Source organism: Rummeliibacillus suwonensis (assembly GCF_007896435.1).
GTDB classification, from domain to species: domain Bacteria; phylum Bacillota; class Bacilli; order Bacillales_A; family Planococcaceae; genus Rummeliibacillus; species Rummeliibacillus suwonensis.
The window spans coordinates 1256499-1277977 of sequence record NZ_VCBL01000001.1; the positions used below are offsets into that span (position 1 = coordinate 1256499).

Annotated in this window: 24 protein-coding genes and 1 pseudogene; 20 read left to right on the plus strand and 5 right to left on the minus strand. The window is 32.2% G+C overall.

The window, feature by feature from the left end; genetic code table 11:
- Nucleotides 1–16: 16 nt before the first annotated feature.
- Nucleotides 17–1234: an MFS transporter gene (locus FEU33_RS05855; RefSeq protein ID WP_146548481.1), complete on the plus strand. Its 1218-nt coding sequence runs from the start codon at nt 17–19 to the stop codon at nt 1232–1234.
- 178 nt (nt 1235–1412) lie between these two features.
- Here the strand turns inward: FEU33_RS05855 and FEU33_RS05860 are convergent, their stop codons facing one another.
- Nucleotides 1413–2165: an Rgg family transcriptional regulator gene (locus FEU33_RS05860; RefSeq protein WP_146548482.1), complete on the minus strand. Its 753-nt coding sequence runs from the start codon at nt 2163–2165 to the stop codon at nt 1413–1415.
- Nucleotides 2166–2284: 119 nt separating this feature from the next.
- Between FEU33_RS05860 and FEU33_RS05865 the strand changes: the two genes are divergently transcribed.
- From FEU33_RS05865 to FEU33_RS05905, 11 genes and pseudogenes are all read left to right on the plus strand, one after another.
- The gene (locus tag FEU33_RS05865; RefSeq protein ID WP_244950975.1) at nt 2285–3121 is read left to right on the plus strand and encodes an MFS transporter; all 837 of its coding nucleotides are present in this window, start codon (nt 2285–2287) and stop codon (nt 3119–3121) included.
- 41 nt (nt 3122–3162) lie between these two features.
- Nucleotides 3163–3483, plus strand: coding sequence for a hypothetical protein (locus tag FEU33_RS19085; RefSeq protein ID WP_244951036.1), 321 nt, complete (start codon nt 3163–3165; stop codon nt 3481–3483).
- A gap of 324 nt (nt 3484–3807) precedes the next feature.
- Nucleotides 3808–5073, plus strand: coding sequence for an MFS transporter (locus FEU33_RS05870; RefSeq protein WP_146548483.1), 1266 nt, complete (start codon nt 3808–3810; stop codon nt 5071–5073).
- A 203-nt stretch (nt 5074–5276) separates the two neighbouring features.
- Nucleotides 5277–5897 carry a hypothetical protein gene (locus FEU33_RS05875; RefSeq protein ID WP_146548484.1) on the plus strand — a complete coding sequence of 207 codons (621 nt, stop codon included), beginning with the start codon at nt 5277–5279 and terminating at the stop codon, nt 5895–5897.
- Between the two features lie 89 nt (nt 5898–5986).
- Nucleotides 5987–6232 (plus strand): hypothetical protein, encoded by a 246-nt coding sequence (locus FEU33_RS05880; protein ID WP_146548485.1) that lies wholly within the window; start codon nt 5987–5989, stop codon nt 6230–6232.
- A gap of 162 nt (nt 6233–6394) precedes the next feature.
- Entirely contained in the window at nt 6395–6922 is a 528-nt protein-coding gene (locus tag FEU33_RS05885) for an RNA polymerase sigma factor (protein WP_146548486.1), read from the plus strand.
- On the plus strand, nt 6915–7784 hold the full coding sequence (locus FEU33_RS05890) for a DUF4367 domain-containing protein (protein ID WP_146548487.1): 870 nt from the start codon (nt 6915–6917) through the stop codon (nt 7782–7784). Before FEU33_RS05885 ends, FEU33_RS05890 begins: the two co-directional genes overlap by 8 nt.
- Nucleotides 7785–8243: 459 nt before the next feature.
- Complete coding sequence (locus FEU33_RS05895) at nt 8244–8588, plus strand: hypothetical protein (RefSeq protein WP_146548488.1); 345 nt, start codon at nt 8244–8246, stop codon at nt 8586–8588.
- A 706-nt stretch (nt 8589–9294) separates the two neighbouring features.
- Nucleotides 9295–9474: pseudogene (locus FEU33_RS05900) on the plus strand (DUF255 domain-containing protein); the annotation flags it as partial.
- A gap of 308 nt (nt 9475–9782) precedes the next feature.
- Complete coding sequence (locus FEU33_RS19090) at nt 9783–9953, plus strand: hypothetical protein (RefSeq protein WP_244950976.1); 171 nt, start codon at nt 9783–9785, stop codon at nt 9951–9953.
- The gene (locus FEU33_RS05905) at nt 9953–10279 is read left to right on the plus strand and encodes a hypothetical protein (RefSeq protein ID WP_244950977.1); all 327 of its coding nucleotides are present in this window, start codon (nt 9953–9955) and stop codon (nt 10277–10279) included. Before FEU33_RS19090 ends, FEU33_RS05905 begins: the two co-directional genes overlap by 1 nt.
- Before the next feature lie 160 nt (nt 10280–10439).
- Here FEU33_RS05905 and FEU33_RS05910 read toward each other — a convergent pair whose 3' ends face one another.
- Together FEU33_RS05910 and FEU33_RS05915 are read right to left on the minus strand one after the other, a co-directional pair.
- On the minus strand, nt 10440–11666 hold the full coding sequence (locus tag FEU33_RS05910; RefSeq protein ID WP_342355268.1) for a GNAT family N-acetyltransferase: 1227 nt from the start codon (nt 11664–11666) through the stop codon (nt 10440–10442).
- A gap of 72 nt (nt 11667–11738) precedes the next feature.
- A complete protein-coding gene (locus tag FEU33_RS05915) occupies nt 11739–12371 on the minus strand; it encodes an HAD family hydrolase (protein WP_146548491.1) in 633 nt (210 codons plus the stop codon).
- 214 nt (nt 12372–12585) lie between these two features.
- Here FEU33_RS05915 and FEU33_RS05920 point away from each other — a divergent pair, with 214 nt between their 5' ends.
- Together FEU33_RS05920 and FEU33_RS05925 are read left to right on the plus strand one after the other, a co-directional pair.
- Complete coding sequence (locus FEU33_RS05920) at nt 12586–13290, plus strand: HAD family hydrolase (RefSeq protein WP_244950978.1); 705 nt, start codon at nt 12586–12588, stop codon at nt 13288–13290.
- Nucleotides 13291–13299: 9 nt separating this feature from the next.
- The gene (locus FEU33_RS05925) at nt 13300–13665 is read left to right on the plus strand and encodes an alcohol dehydrogenase catalytic domain-containing protein (protein ID WP_146548492.1); all 366 of its coding nucleotides are present in this window, start codon (nt 13300–13302) and stop codon (nt 13663–13665) included.
- A 21-nt stretch (nt 13666–13686) separates the two neighbouring features.
- On the opposite strand, the gene istB is transcribed toward FEU33_RS05925, so the two are convergent.
- Complete coding sequence (gene istB / locus FEU33_RS05930) at nt 13687–14424, minus strand: IS21-like element helper ATPase IstB (RefSeq protein WP_370467591.1); 738 nt, start codon at nt 14422–14424, stop codon at nt 13687–13689.
- A complete protein-coding gene (gene istA / locus FEU33_RS05935; RefSeq protein ID WP_146548493.1) occupies nt 14424–15923 on the minus strand; it encodes an IS21 family transposase in 1500 nt (499 codons plus the stop codon). Before istA ends, istB begins: the two co-directional genes overlap by 1 nt.
- Nucleotides 15924–16248: 325 nt before the next feature.
- Here istA and FEU33_RS05940 point away from each other — a divergent pair, with 325 nt between their 5' ends.
- From FEU33_RS05940 to FEU33_RS05965, 6 genes are read left to right on the plus strand one after another with little or no spacing between them, the layout of a single operon-like run.
- Nucleotides 16249–16713: an MDR/zinc-dependent alcohol dehydrogenase-like family protein gene (locus FEU33_RS05940; protein WP_146548494.1), complete on the plus strand. Its 465-nt coding sequence runs from the start codon at nt 16249–16251 to the stop codon at nt 16711–16713.
- Nucleotides 16706–17047 (plus strand): cupin domain-containing protein, encoded by a 342-nt coding sequence (locus tag FEU33_RS05945; protein WP_244950979.1) that lies wholly within the window; start codon nt 16706–16708, stop codon nt 17045–17047. The genes FEU33_RS05940 and FEU33_RS05945 overlap by 8 nt, the downstream gene beginning before the upstream one ends.
- A gap of 12 nt (nt 17048–17059) precedes the next feature.
- Nucleotides 17060–18247, plus strand: coding sequence for a sedoheptulose 7-phosphate cyclase (locus FEU33_RS05950; protein WP_146548495.1), 1188 nt, complete (start codon nt 17060–17062; stop codon nt 18245–18247).
- Nucleotides 18210–19226 carry an ROK family protein gene (locus FEU33_RS05955; RefSeq protein WP_146548496.1) on the plus strand — a complete coding sequence of 339 codons (1017 nt, stop codon included), beginning with the start codon at nt 18210–18212 and terminating at the stop codon, nt 19224–19226. Before FEU33_RS05950 ends, FEU33_RS05955 begins: the two co-directional genes overlap by 38 nt.
- Entirely contained in the window at nt 19223–20470 is a 1248-nt protein-coding gene (locus FEU33_RS05960) for an aminotransferase class III-fold pyridoxal phosphate-dependent enzyme (protein WP_146548497.1), read from the plus strand. Before FEU33_RS05955 ends, FEU33_RS05960 begins: the two co-directional genes overlap by 4 nt.
- A complete protein-coding gene (locus tag FEU33_RS05965; protein ID WP_146548498.1) occupies nt 20467–21396 on the plus strand; it encodes a sugar phosphate isomerase/epimerase family protein in 930 nt (309 codons plus the stop codon). Before FEU33_RS05960 ends, FEU33_RS05965 begins: the two co-directional genes overlap by 4 nt.
- The last annotated feature ends 83 nt before the right edge of the window (nt 21397–21479 follow it).

Below are 21479 nucleotides of genomic sequence, written 5' to 3' on the forward strand. Positions count from 1 at the left end.
GGATGCGATTTGAACGTTGAAGAAAAATGAAAATTTTAGATTTCTGTTTTTGGGTCGCTTGATTACTAATTTTGGAGATAGTCTATATGCTATAGCAACAATGTATTTAATATATGAATTGACAAAAGATGCATTTTATACTGGCGTAGCAGGGGGAGTAATTATGATACCTAGTGCGTGTTCTTTTCTGGTAGGTCCCCTTGTAGATCGCTGGAGATTAAAGTCAATACTTGTATATACGCAAATAATAGAAGCATGCATAGTTTCTTTAATACCCATGTTATACATATTGGATCTATTAAATGTGTGGTTGATTATTATGATCATGTTTACTGCTAGTTGTATAGAGCAAATTGTTTATCCAGCACAACAGGCTGCTTTACCAAAGTTGGTCTCAAATGAACAATTATTATCAGGTAACGCATTGATGAACTTTGCATATCAAGGAACAGACTTTATTTTCATGGGTTTATCAGGTTATATTCTTACGAAATTTGGTGCCATTAATGTTTTTATTTTTGATGTAGCCACATTTTTAATTGCAGCGATTTTTTTTAGATTAATCATATTAGAAAATATAGCAGAACCAAATACGCAAAAGATGTCATTAAAACAAGCTGCATCAAATTATATAAAGGAGTTAAAAGAGGGACAATTTTATGTGCTAAAAACTATTATTCCAAAATTAATACCTCCTTTTATAACAGGTAATTTTATTTTTGGAATGGTAACAGCTATTCTTCCAAAGTTTGCGGATCATTTATCCTCGACTTCATACTACGGTTATCTATTATTAGCTAGTACAGCAGCTATATTATTAGGATCAATTATTGCGCCTAAATTAAGTAAATATCCAATTGGAAAAGTTAGTATTATTTTATATAGCCTTTCTAGTATCTTTTGGTTTATCTCAGTTTGTTCATCAATTCCTATTTTCACCATAATATTTTTTGGCTTATCGTTTATTCCAGTTGGTATAAACAATGTTCTAATGACGTCTTTAATACAAAATATGGTTTCTGAATCTATGTTAGGAAGAGTGTTTGCATGGTTCAGTAGTGCAGTGGTTTTATTTTATCCATTAGGCTCCTTTAGTGGTGGATTACTTTCAAAATATTTGTCGGTTACAACTGTTTACACATTAGGAGGTGTTGCCTTCTCGATAGTAGCATTATATTGGGCAATATATCCGATTCTAAGAAAATTACCATCTATTAGTGAAATGGAAAAATGATACTATTTACATGAACCAAACAATTATTCATTATTTTACTAAACTGGTTTTGAATCATAATGGATTTGATTATGCTTCAAAGTGCTATTTAAAAGAATTTGACATTGTTCGGCTTTAAAATCCATATCAAGAAAATTAAATATAGAAATCATTTTTTCAATACTTTGTATATTGCTTTTTATGTCTTTATTCTGATTATATTTATAAGGTTTGTAAAGTAAGTGACCATAGCTTGGAAATACATAATATCTTTATTTTGGTTTTTAAAATTCGATAGTTCTTCTAAATAGTTTTCTAAATAACGATAATCGGCACTAGAAATTTTTTTCTCTAGGATGTTAAACAACAAAACCGAAAATTCGTTACGATAACGAGGCAATCGATTATATTTTAAAAGATTGTTCTTTGCGTTTCTATAAACGATATCTATTAATTCATTAGAATAAAAACTTAGTGTGTTAATAAATAAAGTCAATTCGTAATATCCCCATGTCTCACATCTCATTAGATAATCTTGCAGGATTTCCTTTGCCTCTTTATGACAAAAATTTCCTTGAACTGTGTCAATTAATAGACTGACAATGGCACCATAGTGTAAATATTTTTGATTCTTAGATGATTTATACAATTGCTGAGTTGATTCAACGATCGCATTCAATGTAGTTATGTCCTTTTTATAAAAAGCTTGTGTATAACTAGAAGTAAAAGATAGATCTTGATTTTCCCCTTTTTTATAGATAGATGCGAATTCTTCTAAAGTAATGTTTAACCTATCGAGAATTATTAAAAATCTTTCAACTGTGGTATCACTTTCTCCTGCCTCGAACTTTACCGCAGAGGGTCTAGATAATGCCTCTTTATAAAGCACATTCGATTTAATGTTTTTATTTATTCGAATTTCTCGGATGATAGAACCAATTTGAACATTCATCCTGTACGCCCCCTTAATTGTTAAAAAAGTTAATAATTACTAACATTTTAGAGCAAAATTTCTAAATAATGCAATAATAATAAAGTGTAAGCTATACTGAAAATGATGGAGGGGTCTATTTGAAACAAGGAATCTTACAAATGCTTCCATTGGGCTGGAATATTATTTTCGGAACTTTAATTAGCCGAATATCAACCTCTATGAGTATTCCTTTTTTATCCATATATCTAATTCAGATCAAAGGAGTTTCTCCAACTTTAACAGGGCTAATTATAGCAATTAGTTCGCTAGTAGGAGTTATCTCAGCCTTCTTTGGAGGGTATATTTCAGATTTAATCGATAAAAGAAAAACGATGATTATAAGTTCTTTATTATGGTCAGTAGTTTTCGCGGGCTTTTTTGTAGCTGATTCAGTAATATCCTTTTTTATCTTAAATGCGTTAAATGGAATTTGCTATTCGATATTTGAGCCAGCCTCTAAAGCGTTATTATCCGATATAACGAAAGAAGAAAGTCGTTTACAAATATTTAATTTCCGCTATACTGCGATTAATCTAGGGGTAGTCATTGGTCCTGTTTTGGGATTATATCTTGGTTCAGGTAAGACCTCCTACCCTTTTTTAATCACTAGCATAGTTTATCTGTTGTATGGATTATCTTTATCTCTTCAACGTTCTCAAATATTGCCATCAAAATTTAAATTAGAAGATGAAAAAAACACCTTGAAGAATGTATTCAAAGTTATCCGAAAAGATCAACATTTCTTATTTATATTATTGGGCGTTATTTTTTCGATTTCGGGATATGCTCACTTAAACTCTACCTTTCCTCAATATTTAAGTATGAGAATGAAAGAAGGGGCAGGGTATTATTCTATCATTTTGTCTTTAAATGCGATAACAGCTTTAATTGTCCAATATCCTATGGTCAGTTTGATGAAAAAATTTCTCCAGTAAATTCCATTATTTTAGGTAACGTTTTAATTAGTGTTAGTTTAATTTTTATGGCTCTATCATCAAACTTATTTCAATTCATAGGAACAATCATTATTTTTACCATAGGAGAAGTTCTGATCTTTTCAATGCTAGATATTTTAACCGATGAATTAGCAAACCCTAAAATGAAAAGTACATATTTTGGTGCAATGGGATTAAGCAGGTTAGGAAACGTAATTGCTCCTTCTTTAGGAGGGTTATTACTATCTTTTTATGGTATTGAAAATTCCCTATCTACTTTCTGTACGCTTTCTTTTATCACAATACTAGGTGTTCCTATATTAATATTTGCGACAAAAATGCAAAAGCACAAAGCAACTTAGATGATAGTACGATTTTCACATAAGAAGTCTTGGAAAAAGGTAATTAGAGCATTCATCTTGAATAGAAGTCAAAGTAAGACAGTGCTGGTTATAAAAGTGGGGATCAACGTTAGCCTGTATTATTTTAGCTAATATTCAGTAGGGGATCAAGAAAACCTTTGCTTGATGAAGTCTAACTTTATTATAAATAATGAATACGATGAAATTTTGATTGTTTATTATAGAAGAAATACGATGACCTGAAACAGGTTTAACAAACTTATCAGAAGTGCTCAAATCTTTTGTTACATACTAAGAAGACAGAGAGGATAAGGTGCAAATAATATGGTTGAAAAGGATAAAAACGCTTTATTAAAATCGAATAAGGCATTTAGATTATTTTGGACAGGTCAAACTATTTCAATGTTTGGTTCACAAATTACTGTTATTGGACTGCCTTTAACGGCAATATATCTTTTAAATGCAAATTCAACTCAAATGGGTATTTTCCAAGCAGTAGCTACAATTCCGTTTTTTTTGTTTAGTTTATTTGCTGGTGTTTGGATAGATAGAAATAGGAAAAAAAACATATTAATTTTTTGTAATTTGATGACAGCGGCATCCTTAATTATTATTCCTTTAGGGTCAATATTTAATTTTTTAAACCTAACTTTATTTTATATAGTAGTTTTTATAGCGGGAACATTCTCTATGATTTTTGAATTAGCATACCTATCATTTTTGCCTTTAATTGTTTCAAAAAAACATTTGTCTGAAAGAAATAGTAAGTTAGAAATAAGTCGTTCAGTATTGGAAGTTTCTGGTCCTTCTATTAGTGGGTACCTTATTTCAATTGTTACTGCGCCTATAGCGATAATAATAGATATAATCTGCTACATCGTTTCTTCTCTATTTTTATATAAAATCAAAATTGCTGAACCTAAAACAAAGGCTGAAAAAAGAACAAGTGTTATCCTAGAAATCAAAGAAGGATTAAAAGTATTGCTGAAACATCCAATTTTAATCTCTTTATCAGGTTCTACTGCTACTCTAAATTTCTTTAGGACTGCATTTGATACACTTTTTTTATTATTTATTATTAAATATGTTGGATTAAGGACAGAACAGATTGGCATTATTATTGGGTTGGGGAGTATAGGTGGACTTTTAGGAGCAAGTATATCCACTAGACTTTCAAATAAAATGGGTATTGGTTCTACTATTATAACTTCTGTTGTAGCGGTTTTTTTAGGTGCAATGATTTGTTCACTTGCAGGAGGTCAAATAATTGTAGCCATAACTTGTCTAATACTAGGACAAATATTGATTGGATTTGGGAATACGGTTTACTTTATAAGTCAGGTTAGTTTAAGACAATATATTACTCCTATGAATTTGCTAGGTAGAGTCAATGCTAGTAATCGCTTCATAACTAGGGGAGCAATGCCGCTGGGTGGAATGTTTGGCGGTTTTTTAGGTAGCTTCATCAATTTTAAAATAGCCATTTTTTTGATTTCTTTAGGATATATGATTGGAGTAATTTGGTTATTGATTTCTCCCGTAAAGAGAATTAAAACACTATCTGATAGTGATAATTTCATTATTACATAGCATAGAAATAATACGGTTTAAATTAGGTTGGACGGATCGCTTCTTTCCTGAATTTACAAAGGTCTTTCAAGACTTTGGCAAGCTTATACAGCGTTTGAAAAAACGCTCTTAAAAGATCAAACGTCAGAAGAGTTAAGCTTTCTTTATCGGTAGGTGGGAGGAATGAATTTTAAAAGATGCAATAGAAAGGAGTTATGAACAAAATGAAGAGAACAAACTTATTAATGCTTGAATTGAATAAAGGACCAACTGGTATGAATAAACTATTGTTTTCTATACTTTTAATTACAATGCTTTCTCTTTTTGGATGCTCTAAATCGGATCACAGAGATGAGCTTGTAGATCAATCTGACCCTGTTCCAAGCAAGTCTAGTTTTGAAAAGGCTGATTCTCTTTATAATTCTATAACAGAATACAGTGATACTATTAATGGAAGCAATATAAAAACTGGTAAACTAAATATTACTAAAAAAAATAATTACATTTATCTTAACATGGATTTTACACTTTCGAGTAAGTTAGAAGAAGCATTGAAGTCTACTAAAAGTAATTTTTATTTTACTTTCTCTGGCATAGCTGGTCAGGATAAGATAAATGACAAAATCGCTGAAAGACCAAAATATATCGAAGGTAATTTAGATAAATTAAAGTCAAATGATCATTATCACTTATTTCAAAAGATGAAAATCAAGGATAGTTCTACACCAGAGGAAATAAAGACAATTTCATCTCCAGAAAATTACCAACTAATTATTTCAAATGAAAGAAAAGAGGCAGTTGCGATAATTATAGGTCTAGATTTGAATATGATTTATTCTAAGTAGATTATCTTTCATTGTTTAAACCTTTAAAATTGTTATATTATTTTTGCCTGTTTGTAAGAGACGGGGTAGTCCTTTTATTTCAGTCATTTATGCACAAAATAAAAGGGAAGTTAACAGACAATCACATTAAAGTATTAAAAGAACTAAAAGCAGAATCTATTCTTGATGAGAAGAATGAAATTAGATATACAGAAGTGATGAACACATTAAAAAAGATTTTAGATGTAGAAACAAGTGGATTAATTGAAGAAATGTTTGATTCAATGTTACGCCAGGGTGTTAAAACCAATATTGTCAACCACTTAAAAACGAATATGTTATTTGACCAATTGTAATCTGGGCAAACAAATATAATAAGATGACATTATAAAACAAAATTTATTTATTTAAAAATCGTCCCTTTTGTAGACGATTTTTTTATTTTGCAATAATTCAATATAATTTAAGCTAAAACAGTCTTTCGTTTGTCTAATAGATATAAGACATACAGAGAAAGGATGAATAACCATAATCCATTTAATAAAAAAAGCTCAAAAAGGGATGAACAATCGTTCCTAAAGCTTTTTCAACAATATCAAGAAGATATATACCGAATCGCTTTCACTTATGTGAAAAATCAAAATGATACTTTAGATGTGGTTCAAGAAGTAGCATATCGTTCATTTAAAAAAATAGATACATTGAAAAATCCTGAATATTTCAAGACGTGGTTAATCAAAATTACGATCAATTGTGCAATTGAATTAGTTAGAAAAAATAAAAAAGTAATTCCATTAAAGCCAGAGTATGAAGAGTTTATAGGTTCAGAAGATGAAGATGTTTCTCTTTCGATTACCCTTCAAGAATTACTCGAACAGTTAAGTGAAGATGAAAAAGGTATCATAATTTTAAAATTCTACCAAGATTATTCATTTAAAGAAATTGCAGATTTATTGAATATACCTTTAGGAACGGTAAAATCAGTGTTCTATCGTGCCTTACATAAACTTCGAAAAAAATTTAAGGAGGATCACGTCTATGAATAACATAAAACAGGAAATGGAAAAGATTGAGATTCCGAAAGAATTAAATAACAGAGTTGCTTTAGGGGTACAGCAAGCTAAAGAGGAAAAAAAGAGAGAGAAAAGATACCCTAGGTGGATGCTTGCTTCAATTGCTTCAGTAATGATTTTGATTGGTACTGGGTATGCCCTTGGTGGTTCAAATATTGTAGATGCTACTCAATCATTCATCAGTCAACTATTGGGTTCGAAGGAAAATTTCATGCAAGCTTTTCCTAATGAGAGCAAAGAAGAAATTAGTTACTTCGAACGACATTTGAAAATAGCAAAAGAGAATTTAACAGAAGAAGAGTTCAACAATTACAGTCAATTAATTAAAGAACAGACAGCGATATGGAGTAAGATACGACAAGAAAACAGAGAGCCTGATAGTAAAGAATCAAGGCGATTACATCAGATTAAAGAATTACAGCGTTCCTACACAGATAAATTTAAATTAATCGAAGTCCAGCAGTATGCTAGTTACCCCATTACAAAACCAACATATATACCAGAAGGTTATAAAAAAGTTGGCGAAAACTTTTCTATTTACCATAAAGGCGAGGAACCAGTCACTTCATTTGATTATAGCGATGGAGAGAATGTGTTTTGGACAGAACAGCTAAAAATAAATCAAACAACAGATTTAGAGTCTTCTTTTCATTTTGAAAAAAAGGATTCCTATTCTTTACGTGGACTTAAATTTGAATATGGAACCTCTGAAGAACTAAACAAAACGGGTATGAAAGTAATTGTGCCAGAAAAAGGATACAAAATCATAATGGCTGCAGATATATTGTCAAAAGAAGAAATGGAAAAAGTTTTGCAGTCTATGATTGAAAGGTAAATGGACTTATACACATGAGGGGATTCATAATTGCGAGATAAAAGTTGGTGCTTTTTATTTATTCAAGTAACGGGAGCAATTCTAGGGAAGCAATGCTAGTTTTCTTCACAAATCCATATCTTGATGAGTTGTTGCATTTATCCATAGCGCAATTCTATAGTGGTAATTTTGATCGTAAAAATACGTTGGAATAGATGTTTGGCAGTCGTCTAGTGATACCGAGTGTAAAAGATTGGTAGCTATTTCTAATTTGGAAGAGTAGTTGTTGACCGCAGTCTTCTATAAAATCGCTATTAAATCCTACAATTTTATTTTATTAAATCGGCACCAGGAAGAGATTTTAAAGCACCTGTTTCTTAAATATAGCTCGTGCAAAATGTGTACTTATTTTTCACTGCATAAAAATTTTTGTATTGGGGAAAGATTGTAGAAACAAATCTAACTGGAGAACAAACATTTATGATTATTCTTTCCCTTTTATTAATGGTAAGCGGATTATTAATAATTAATGCTATTTACGCTTACCATAATACACATATTGATCCAAATTTTTTGCCCACTTTATGGTACTATATTAAGGTTATCCCTTTTTTTCTATCTGCAAGTATGATGGTTGGATATGGGGTAAAGTTTTTAACAAAAATCGTAGATAGCCTAACCTTTTCGCTTATTGTATCTAAAGGAATGGAGATTTTAGTTAGTGTAGCAATCGGATACATATTTCTAAAAGAAATTCCCAGTTGGCGTACAGGGGTTGGTATCCTAATTATATTAACCGGTTTTTGGGTATTAAAAGAAAAATAAGGGGTTTCTGCCGCTACTTTTGTGGAATAAATCGCAATTATTTATATGTGCTTTAACAGGCGTGTTGATTAGGAAAAAAATAGGTGATAAATTGGACAAAATTCTAAAAAAAACATATATTTTTAGCTCCATTTATGTAGATTGGAGCGAAGGCTTGCTCGACTCCCACGGGAAAAGCGAACAGTTGAGACCCCGCAGCGAAGCGAGGAGGCTTAGCGTTCGCCCGTAGGAAAGCGAGCAAGCCGTAGCGGAAACCAGTGAATACCCTTATATTTTGTGGAGAAAATTGGATAATCAACACGTTTGATGCTTTAATTCTTATTCCATACTGTTCCGTCTATTGAGTAGACAGTAACTTTTTATCCCGCTTTAACGGGCAGTAAGACCCACATTTCAAGATATAGAGAGAAACGAGAAGATAGGACGGGGGATGAACTGCCCGTATAAGTCCGACTGGTGCAGCTAACCATCAGTGGAGGATGAAGAAAATCTTCACTGATGGAGTTTCACTTTATTTAGATCATCTATTTTTCTATCATCTCTGCATAATTTCAAAAACCATACCAGTGGATTTTCAACATTCTAAGTACCTATAGAAAAGTTTTAATATGCAGTAAAAGTATTTTTTGAAGTATACATTATTAAATAAAATTCAATATGGTTAAAATAAATGGGAAGTAATTAAAAAATGAAAGAGGGTGATCCAATGCCTAATACAAATAAACCCAATAGACTTATTGCTGAGACTTCGCCTTACCTATTGCAGCATGCCTACAACCCTGTAAACTGGTTTCCATGGGGTGAGGAAGCCTTTCAAAAAGCAAAGCAAGAAGACAAGCCTGTTCTTGTCAGCATTGGATATTCGACATGTCATTGGTGTCATGTAGGTAAAATCATTCGTATAAGTTCATAATAGGGAAAACTCCTGCTTTTTAACCCTTTTAAATATAATAAATTTTTTAGCCCATCGGTAGATAGTCAAATTTGATATTCTTAATAGCTCAATTACTTGCTTCGCTCATAAATATAGCGCAATCGACCTCATTTATGCTTATGTATACAAATTATAAGAATTGTTAATAGAGTAAATAACATGATAGCGAATAGATAAAATAAAAAGTATTTGATTAGACACAGGGAGAAAGCGTGGAAAGTCACTCTGCTGTATAGGTGTCGAATCTTATCAGTGGAGGTATGAAAGGGATGTTAGCGTCTGAAATTAATTGTTTCAAAACATTACGAAATGAAAAAGGTTTATCTATTAGCCAAATAGCGGATACCTTAGCAATAAATTGGAGAACCGCAAAGAAATATGGGGATGAAGATCAACTTCCTCAAGAGAAGAAGATATTAAAAAGGGAATGATGTATAAAGAACGATGTGGCCAAATTATTATCGACTGGTTGGAGGAAGATTCTAAAATAAAGAGAAAGCTACGTCGAACAAATAAACAAATGCGTGAGGCGTTAGTAACTATGGGTTTCACAGGTTCTTATCGAACAGTCTGCGACTTTATAGCGGATTGTAGAGCGGCAAGAGAAGATGAAAAATCAAAAGGATATGAACGGTTAGAGCATCCAAAAGGAGAAGCCCAAGTGGATTTTGGTGTAATGGAAGCCGTTCATGAAGGGGAAATTGTCGATATACATGCGTTAATCATGTCATTTCCAGCAGTGATGAGGGTTCTATAATATTTTTTTAACATTACACATAACACGTAATTAATTGGTCTAAGATATGTATGGTTAAAATAGAGTAGGAGGCTAATCAAACTAATGGTTAGCCTCCTACTCTAATATCAAGCGTAAGAGTATGTGTGTATTTGTATATTTATAGATTTCATCTAGGTATTTAAAACGCTTTGGTACAAATAGGTTTCTGATCTATTGTAAACAGATTATGGACTGAATTCATATAGTGTTGGTTTGAAAGCTCAGCTAACCCCAATCTAACCAATGTTTTAAAATTAGCAACTCCCATAACCAAAGATGATAAGTTAGAAATATCCATTTTAATTTCTACATCAAACTGTGATAAATTAATGTCACTGATCTCTCCTTTAACAAAAGAGACAATAATAGGTTTGCTGTTCTTAGGGTAAAAAGAATCTTGTATAGAAAATTTAATTACAAGCGTTTCATTATAAAATTGATGATTTTTGACTTTCAATTCTTCGAAAAAACTCTTGAGGTTAATAATTCTATACATAACACCAGTTCCAATATGAGCTATATGTTTATGTTCATTCAATGAAGGAAAGTTGATCATAAGAGGTTGATCACTTTCAGGTTGAGATACAAAATGAATTAGTTCATCGTCACTTGAGTTAATAATTATTCGATTAATCTGGTCAGATTGACTATGGAGAAAACTCGAAAACTCTTTAAGAACTTCTGATGACTCGTAAAAGTATTCATGAATATATAAGTTACGTTCTTCTATGGAAAATACTAAATAACCCTTTAGTTTTTTGGTTTCATCTAAAAATCCGATAATAGTACCGTAATTAAACGGACGTTCTAATTCGCTTGGATTCAGGATACGCTTTGTCATACCATGCGTCTGATAAAAAAACTTATTATAAAACTCTAGTAATTCATTACTATCCTTAACTGTTAGTTCTTTAAGATGTTGCTTCGTATGATAATCAGGAAAAGCTTGAGGTTTTAAGTAAAATTGATATACTTTAGTTCCTATACCAAATCCCATTTTCTTATAAAAAGAAAAATCAAATGGATATAGCATCGCGAGTGTAACGTTATTTTCATCTGCTGACTGTATAAAATATTGAATCAAGTGATAAGCATTCTTTTCTTTTTTATGAAGAATATCTACCGCTACCATTCCCAGACCATAAGCAAGTATCGAAGTTTTGTTATAGTTTAATTCAAACTTAAAAACTCTTATCCCGGCTACTAATTTTTTTGATTTGAATAGGCCATATGTGGTCTCGTGAATAGATTCTTCAATATGTTCTCTAAGCCATTTATCTGCATTCAACGCTGGCCAAGCTCGATTGACAATTTCTGCATAGGTATCAATTTCTTCACCAGTTAGTTTTTTAATTTCGATTTTTATTACCCCTTTTCATAAAAACATAAGAATAATTGTCAAAGTCAATTATTCAACAGTTATTAAAAATGCTTTTTTTTAAAGCAATTTTAAAAAGTCTCTTGTATTTTCGATATAATAATCTGGTTTGACAGTAAAGGTTTTAACTTGTGAATAAGTTAACCATTTAACGCCAACTGTTAACATGTTTGTTTTTTTACCAGCAAGAATATCTGCATCGCTATCTCCCACAAATATTGCCTCGTCCTCCGTAATGTTAAATTTATCAAGAACTTTCATTATCCCTTCATTATCCGGTTTTGGTTTAGTAACGTCATCTGCAGTAACAATATAATCAAATAAGTGATTAAGATTTAAATAATTAAGAGAGATTTCTAAACTTCTAAATGATTTACCGGTAACAATAGCAAGTAAATAATTTTGTTCTTTTAGGAAATTTAACAAATGTAAGATCTCTTTACTTTCTTTTAAATGTTCATTATGTGTATTTGTATAATGTTCATAATATTTTTCAACCGCTTCATCTTTTCTATCTGATTTTAAATTATTATGAATGATTCCAATTTCTGAGGGGCCAAACATTTTAACAATTTCTGCATCTGATAAATTAATCTTATCAAATTCATTGAAAACCTTATTAAATGAGTAAAAACATATAGGTAATGTATCTACGACTGTGCCATCAAAATCAAAAATAATTGCTCTAAGCATTATTTCACTCCTCGTTATATATTAATATTTTAATTATCTAAAAATTGCTAATTTTTATAATATCAGTATATCAATAATAATTCAATCCTAAAAATTTCAAAATTATTCTATTTTTTTAATGTATTCGCCATTATACCATTATATCTTCTATTTTTCTTATTTACTATTTTTAAAAATATTGACAACAAAAAGGTTTGTTTGGTAATATATTCATATGGTGTTTGAATTTTTAATTATTTCTAAATTATTTGAATACTCAGCGAATAGTGAATTGATTAATAGGGGGAGAGAGATTATATACAAATCTATTGTTTTTGATATTGATGGGACATTAATTGATACTGAGAAAGCGGTAATAGGATCGCTTCAGAAAATGCTAAAGGTTGATTACGGTCAAGAGTATAAGATAGAGGAATTGTCATTTGTACTCGGTATACCTGGTGCTAGAGCATTACCTTACTTTGGGATAGAAGATGTAGAAACTGCAGATATACTTTGGGGCAAGTACATGCAAGAATTTTTAGATACTGTCTCAGTATTCGACGGCATCTTAGATACTCTGAAGAGTTTAAGAGCGTTAAATATTCCAATGGGTCTAGTAACATCGAAAACCAAACGAGAGATTGATAATGATTTTTCTAAGTTCGGATTGAATGACTTTTTTCTTCATATTATTTGTGCAGATGATACTGTAAAACATAAACCTAATCCTGAACCTTTATTAAAATACTTAAAAGTTTCTCAAACAGAAGCTAAAGAAGCTATTTATATTGGAGACACTAATTACGATTTGGAGTGCGCAAGAGATGCTCGTATTGATTTCGCGCTAGCTTTGTGGGGATGCCAAAAACCGGAAGAAGTAAATGCATTCTTAAACTTAAGTCATCCAAAAGAAATAATTAAATTAATTGAAATATAAGGTGGTTAAATGAAATTATTAAACAGAGAAGCAAGGGTAAATAGTAAAAAGCAAATAATATTTACTGAGGCATATGAGAATAACTTCGAAGATCATTTAATATTAAAGACCAAATATGTAGGAATATGTACTTCAGATTGTAAAAATTATTTATATAATGACAGATCATATTTTGGCCATGAGCTTGTTGGAGAAGTATTAATAGATTTTGAAGACTTTCAAAAGGGTGATCATGTGGTTGTTTTTCATAAGCATGGTTGCATGAAATGTAGTAAATGTTCAACCGATAGTAACTTATGCAGCTCTCCTAATTCAGTTCCAGTAGGTGTTTTTTGCAAGCAAAAAGTGCAGAAAATTGCAGAGAAATTTACATAGGCTTGCAGCTTTTCTTTTACATTAAATCCCAGTATCCGTTTTTACGGAGGATAAGGCATTTTTCAACCGGTAGCTTTCCCCTGTGAACGCTATGACATGCGCGTGGTGAACTAGTCTGTCCACAAGGGCGGAAGTTAGACGGTTATCCCCAAAAACCCGATTCCACTGACCAAACTCCAAATTGGAGGTTACAATCACACTTTTATGCTCGTAACAGTCTGCAATAATGTGAAACAATAATTCCGATCCTTGCTTTTGAAAAGGAACGTATCCCAATTCATCCAGTATAAGCAAATCGCACTTCTCAATCTGTCGTTTTAATCTCTGCAAGGTGCCTTCTTTCATCGCTTCTTCTAATTGTCCCACCAAATCAGCCACCCTAAAGAAACGGACCTCAAATCCCAGTTCACATGCCTTCACACCTAAAGCCGTTCCTAGATGAGTTTTCCCAGTGCCTGGCGTTCCTAAAAGTAGAAGATTCTGTTTTTTCTTTATAAAACGGAGGTCACAGATTTCCTCTTTCGAGGTTGTTGCTGGTAAGTGCAGCTGGTCGGACCATTCATAATCCCTAAGCCATTTAAGCTCTCTAAATTTAGCCTTTTTTATCAGTCTAGCGATTTTGGTGGTTTGTCTGGAATTGACTTCAATCGATAGAATATCACGTAAAAACTGTTCTTTGCTTTCAAAAGGTATCTCCTCAAATTCCTCGATAATATGGGCAAGGTGGAGTGTTTTACAAATGGCCTTTAAATCGTTCATCAGGAAACACCTCCTTCCAAGGAAGGACAAAGTTTTTTATCATAAGTGTGCAAATCTGTTTCGTAGTTAAGCAAAATCTCAGGTGTGTGTACTTCGGTTAATTTTTCTGGATAAGCAGCCTCCTTAGCTTCTAGGATATATCCCAGTTCATGTGGAGCTCTTTCAAGCCGTTCTTCTGTTTCCAGAGAGGAGTGAATATCATCTAGTGTATGCTTCTCTAATAGTTTCTTTATACCTTTAACCCTTGCTCGGGTTTCTTCCGGGTGTATCGTCAGATACGCTTGAACCCTCTCAGGCAAATATTTAAAGAATCGTGAATACTTGACAGACCGAGGCTTCTTCTCCCAATCTATTAAAATATCATTCCATGGTATCGCTCTTGTTGTATTCATATAAGGGCGGTCTTCCTGGTAAACAATTTCTCCGCCATTCGTAAAACAGGTGAATCGATCCCATTCCATTTTGAGGACCAATCCTTGTTTCATTTTCGCTTTGTGGATAACAATTTTTTCACCGTCAACTTCAATTTCCCCATATTTATTAACCTTTGTGGATTTTACAGAATAAATCGGAAGATCCGTTAAAGGCAAGGCTTTCAAATGTTTTTTATCCTCTTTCCACAACTCATCAATCAACACATTTTTTTCATAGTGGAGGCGTTGCCGATCCTTTTCCATTCCCTCCTTCAACCAGTCCGCTAATTGTGGAAAACTCTTCATTATCGGTGCTGTTGTAAATAGATTATTCCTTGTATAACCAACCTTCTTTTCCACATTTCCTTTCTCATGCCCGCTTGACGGATTACATGGCTGCACTTCAAAACCATAATGGCACTTGAATCTCAAAAATGCGTCAGTGTAGGTCCGTTTGTCCCCTTTGCCAATTGAAATTACTGCCGCAGACAAGTTATCAATACGTAGATAGGTTGGGACCCCTCCAGCCTGGTGAAACAACTCCTTTAGCCCTTCAAGGAAACACTCCGTATTTTCGCTTGGAAGAGGGTAGCTAAATCCAGCATTACTATGTGGAAAACTCAAGATTAGGGCTTTGACATCTTTATACGCTCCGTCTTTTACCACAGTCATGTTTCCGAAGTCCACTTGTGCTTCACCCGGAGGGTGTTCTAAACGCTCATGTCTTTCAACCTTGGCTGCTTTGAGTTGGGGCTTTCGGTGTTGGATATATTCGCATACGGTCCGATACGAACCTTTAAAATCATGGTTGTTTCTAAGTTCTTCATGGATCTTCTTGCTAGTTCTTCGGTTTTTTCTCTTGAGTTTCATGTCCTCCTCAAGCCAACAGTCAACAATTTCTCCGAACCCCTCCTCATACATCATTCCTCTTTTAGTGAACTTGAGTGTTTCTTGAAAACTTTCTCCATCTGCGTATTTTTTAACAGTCCTCCAATTACAACCAGTTTTTCTTGCAATCTCGTTTATAGATAAATCTTCTTCTTCTCTTAAATGTTTGATATAATTTACTTCAGGCATCGCTAGCATCCTTTCATGTCCTCCTACTGTTGTGGTCTCTCAATCAATACAGTAGGGAATTATTATGGGGCTGGCAAGCCTTTTTTTATGCAGTTGAGTTCTGCACAAATTTCTCGCAAACCTCTGTACTTTTATTTTGCAATAAACACCAGTAGGATTTAAGCGTTATCTTCAAATACCTAAACAAAGTATTCCATATTCAGTTTATAAACTACCAAATCAAGTAGATTATAAGGAATTTGTATTTTTAGATTCGTTTAGCTGCGTATGGCACGGTCTAAAAAAGATAAATTTTAATCAAGTTCATTCAATTTTGATTACAGGAACAGGTTTTATGGCAATCCTTTTTGCCCTGGTATTATACGAAAAAAATATGTCAATAGATTTATTTGGTACAAATAGAAAAAAGAACGAATTAATTGAGAGAAATCTTCCTAACTTCAGCCTTTTAAAAAATGTGAATGAGTTTAAAGAATATGATCTGGTTATAGAAACCACTGGAAAAAAAGATGTATTAGAAAACGTGGTCAAGTTCATGAAACCCAAAAGTCAATTGTTGTGTTTTAGTAATTTTAAAGAGGACATAAACATAACTGCACTTAGGGAAGATGAGATCTCCATTCTTTTCTCTAAACATACAACTAAAGATGATATTTATGAAAGCATATACTGGGTGCAGAAAAATAATAAAGTAATAAATTCACTAATTACTACATTTTATAGTTTAGATTCCCTAGAAGAAATAATTAATCAAACACTTACCAATAAGATTATTAGAGGTGTTATAAAACTTGAATAACATTTTTCAAATGAAAAAGATTTTAGAAAATAGCCATAGTGGAGTAGGACATCTGCATAAAGTTAGAGTTTTTGACTCTAGTGATTTTGATACTAATTTAGATTTTATAGATTATGTTGAGATTCCGGAAGGAGTCACTATAGGGATACATAAACATACTGAAAATGAAGAAATTTATTTTATTTTTGAGGGAAATGGCATTATGACTGTAGAGAACAAAGAGGTAGGAGTTAAAAAAGGAGATATTATGGTTAATCCGGTATTTGGTACTCATGGATTAAGAAATAATACCTCCGCAATACTAAAGGTACTTATATTCCAAGTTAGTTTATAGGGAGTGGTCTATATGGTGAATGAAAATTTCGTTAAAGTTTATAACTCAACTATAGTAACAAAAAGTTCAAAAGATATTTTTTTTAATATTCATATGATTGAAAACTTATTCTCTTTGGAAAATAATCATTTATACGATACCTGTAGAGATAAAAAACTACTAGTGGTAATTTCTGAAACTGTTCATCAATTGTATTCTGAAAAGATTTATAAATATTTTAAATACAATTTCCCTGAGGATGCAGTGAGAATCATAACTATTAAAACTACCGAAGAGAACAAAAATATGGATAACGTATTATCAATATGCAAAGCCGGCAAAGAATTTGGGCTAGATAGAAGAGCTTTTATGATAGGAATAGGTGGGGGTATTTTACTTGATATGGTTGGCTTTGCTGCTTCCATGTATAAGAGAAAATTAAACTATATTCGTATTCCAACTACACTAGTAGGACAAATAGACGCCGGAATCGGTATTAAAACTTCGGTTAATTTTCGTCAATCTAAAAATTTCATAGGTTCTTACCATCCTCCGTTCGCTGTATTTAATGATATTAGCTTACTAAAAACTTTACATCCTGAAGAATTAAAATGTGGATTAGCTGAAATCATTAAGATGGGAATCATTGTTGATAAGGAACTTTTTGAAAGAATTGAATCCGACAAGAATACGCTAGCTGAACAGTGTGATGAGGTTAATAAGAATTCGTATCAAAAGATTAACCATATGGCAATAGTAGATATGCTGAATCAACTAGTTGTTAACTTTTATGAAGATGATCTTGAAAGATTAGTAGATTTTGGACACACCTTCAGCCCATTTATAGAAGAATTTACAAATTATGAAGTAAAACATGGGCTAGCAGTAGCGATGGACATTGCTATATCAACTGAAATCTCTTATCTCTTAGGGAAAATCGATCAAAGTAGTAAAGAACGTATATTAAATTTAATCTTAGATTTAGGAATGGACATTTATGATAGTTCAATTTATCATACGGATTTGATTTATAAATCACTCGACAATGTTGTTCTCCATAGAGGGAATAACTTAAATCTAGTAATACCTATCCAGATAGGAGAGGCAAGATTCATTAAAGATAAAGAAACTATTTCTAAGCAATTGTTAAAGCAAGCATGTGAAAACCTTGAGGTGTATCAGGATGAATTTAAAAGCAAAAGAATTTTATTTAGTATTTGATATTGGTGGGACTTCATTTAGAGTAGGAATATTTGACACACAATTTAATATGATTGAGAATAAAAAGTTTGACTCGATAAATTTTTTGAACTCACAAGAGTCGTCAATCTCAGCGATTCAAGAAAATACGGTAACTTCCATTATTAATGAATATACTCTCCATACTGATAAAGGATATCTTATTAAAGAAATTTGTATTGGTTTTCCAGGACCTATTAATAACAAGGGAGAAGTAATACAAGCACCTACACTTTGGGGTCCGTTTGATAATCCTTTTCCACTTTACAAGGAGTTAACAAATAGAATACCATCTACTTCTATTCATATAATAAATGATCTTACAGCTGCTGGATGGCGTTATATAAACACTAATAAAGGTAATTTCTGCTTAATAACAGTATCTTCAGGAGTAGGCAACAAAGTGTTTTGGAATAAAAGATCGTTGATTTCTAACATGGGAGACGGAGGGGAACTAGGCCATTATTATTTCGGTGGGGAATACAAAGATTTTTTATGTGATTGTGGGGAAAAAGGGCATGTTGGAGCAATTGCATCAGGTCGTGGAGTAGAAAAAATAGCTTATGATCTTATTCAAAAAGGGCATGAATTGCATAAAATCTCTATGTATAAAAATCAAGAGAAAATTAGTACTTATGAATTGAATGAGGGTTTAAGAAATTCTGATAAATTTTGTGAATTAATTTTGAAGAAGGGTACTTATCCTATTGCCAAAAGTATTAATTATTTACATTCCACAATTGGTATCAATCAATATGTAATTATCGGAGGTTTTGCATGTAGTGTTGGAGAAACCTATATCAACTATATAAAGGAACATCTTAAAAACATGGGTATTTTCGGAAAATCAGATACAGACATAGATAAAATGGTTTCTCTAGGGAAGGATGACGATTTAAATGGACTATACGGTATGGCTCAATATATAAAATATCTTAATAAAGAGGTGGTATTACTATGAAGATTAATGAAAAATATTCTAAATATCTAGCTAAAAATACCTGGCCAGATATAAATACACAACCAATTCAAAAAGGGGAAGGTATCTATTTTTGGGATATAGATAACAACAAATTTACTGATTTCTCAAGCCAAACTTTGAATTTGCTCTTAGGACAATGTCATCCAAGTATTGTAGAAGCAATTCAATCACAGGCCTCAACTTTGACTTATGCATCTAGCAGATTCTCTAGTTTACCTTACTTAAAAACTGCTGAAGCTTTGGTAAGTATTTCTCCAAAAGGATTTAATAAGGTAAATATTAAAATGTGTGATGGTTCTGATGCTAACGAAGCAGCTATTAAAACTGCTAAAAAGTATACAGGAAAATCAGGAATTATTTCATTTAATAAAGGCCACACTGGTCAGACGACCCAGACTATTCAGCTTAGGGGATATATGAGAGATCCTGAGATTTTTATAGGAAATGTAGAAGATGTTGTCTTTTCCGATTGGCCAAAATGTGAAACTTCGGAAGATTATATAGAGAGTTTAGACGATATCAAACTAAAAGTGAAAGAACATGGAAATATAGCAGCAATCTTAGTGGATCCAATGATGGTAAATGCCGGAGTTTTAGTTAATGAAGGAACTGGAGGTTTTCTAAAGGGAATCCAAGAAATTTGTAAAGAAAACGATTGTCTATTCATATTGGATGAAAATCAAAGTTTTGGTTGGGTACCTCAATTATTTGCTACTAATTATTATGGTATATCACCTGACATCATTACAATGGGTAAAGGCTTATCAGCTGGGCATCCGTTAGCAGGTATTTTAATTAAAGAAAAATATGACGGTTATCTAAAATACAACGATGCAGATTTTACTCATGGTGGACATGCATTGACTTGTGCTGCAGCATTGGCGTGTATAAATGAATTAAAAAACACAGACTTTCATATCGAAGAGAAAGAGAAGGTTATTAAACAAAGACTTAAAGCCCTTCAAGAGAAAACAGAGATTGATATAACATACCGAGGTATTGGTTTGATTCACGGAATTACCTTTGAGAATAATGATTTTGAAACAAGTGAGAATAGAGCAAAAATAGTATATTCCTATCTAATGGATAAAGGAATTTTTACACGACTATTTGAGAATAAAATTATATTAAAACCTTCAATTATTGTAACAGAAGCTCAAATTAATGAGGTATTTGATGTGCTTCAGGAGGCATTTACTGAATTAGAGGTTAAATCAGTATGAAGTTAGGCTTATTTACCCGGGTTTATCAAGACTTAGAAATTGAAGAGGCTTTTCCAAAGATTATGGAACACGGTATAGAATATATCGAAGTTGTTTCTAATAGAGGAAGTAAACATCTCGACTTAGATAAGGCTCTAACCAAAGATTACTTTAATAATTATACAAATGTTTTACAAAAAAATAGTTTGAAAATTTCTGCTTTAACTATTCATAGAGATTCTCAGCTTGTATTAGGGCCACATGGAGCGGCAACTCAACGATTTTACCCGGGGAGTGCTGAGGAACAAATTGAATATGGAATAAAGAGAGCAAAATTAGCTGCTGATGTTGCCAAAGAATATGGCGTCTCACAGGTTATCGGTTATTTAGGATGTCAAAATTTCTCAGACTATTATCCTTGGCCAAATAAAGACGGATGGGATAACCAATTAAAAATGGCTTATGAGAGGTGGATGCCAATTCTCGAATACTATGAGAAACAGGGAGTAGTTTTTGCTCACGAAGTAGGTCCTCAGCAAATAGCATATGATATTGAAACAACAATTAGGGTAACCGAATTACTTGATAGTAATTTATTAAAACTATGTTTGGATCCTTCAAATATGATTTTAATGGGTGTTAATCCTGAATTATTTATTGAACATTTAGGAGAAAAGATAGTAAATGTACATGGTAAGGACGCAGAAATCACTTATAAACATCCATTTTCAGGTTCATTACCGCATGGGGATCTGTCAAGGCCAGATAGAGGAATTAGATTCAGAATTCCTGGTTGGGGAGATGTTCAATGGAAAAAAGTATTATCTGCCCTTAAACTGATAGGCTACAATCAAATGATTAGCATTGAATTTGAAGATCCTATTGTTTCAGAAGAAGAAGGCGTGAAGAAGAGTATTGATTATCTGAAGCCTTTATTATTCGAATAAAATAGAAGTTAAAATTATGAGTAGTTGTGATCAATAATAGTGAATTGATTTTAATTACTCATAATTTATAACTGTCACATAAG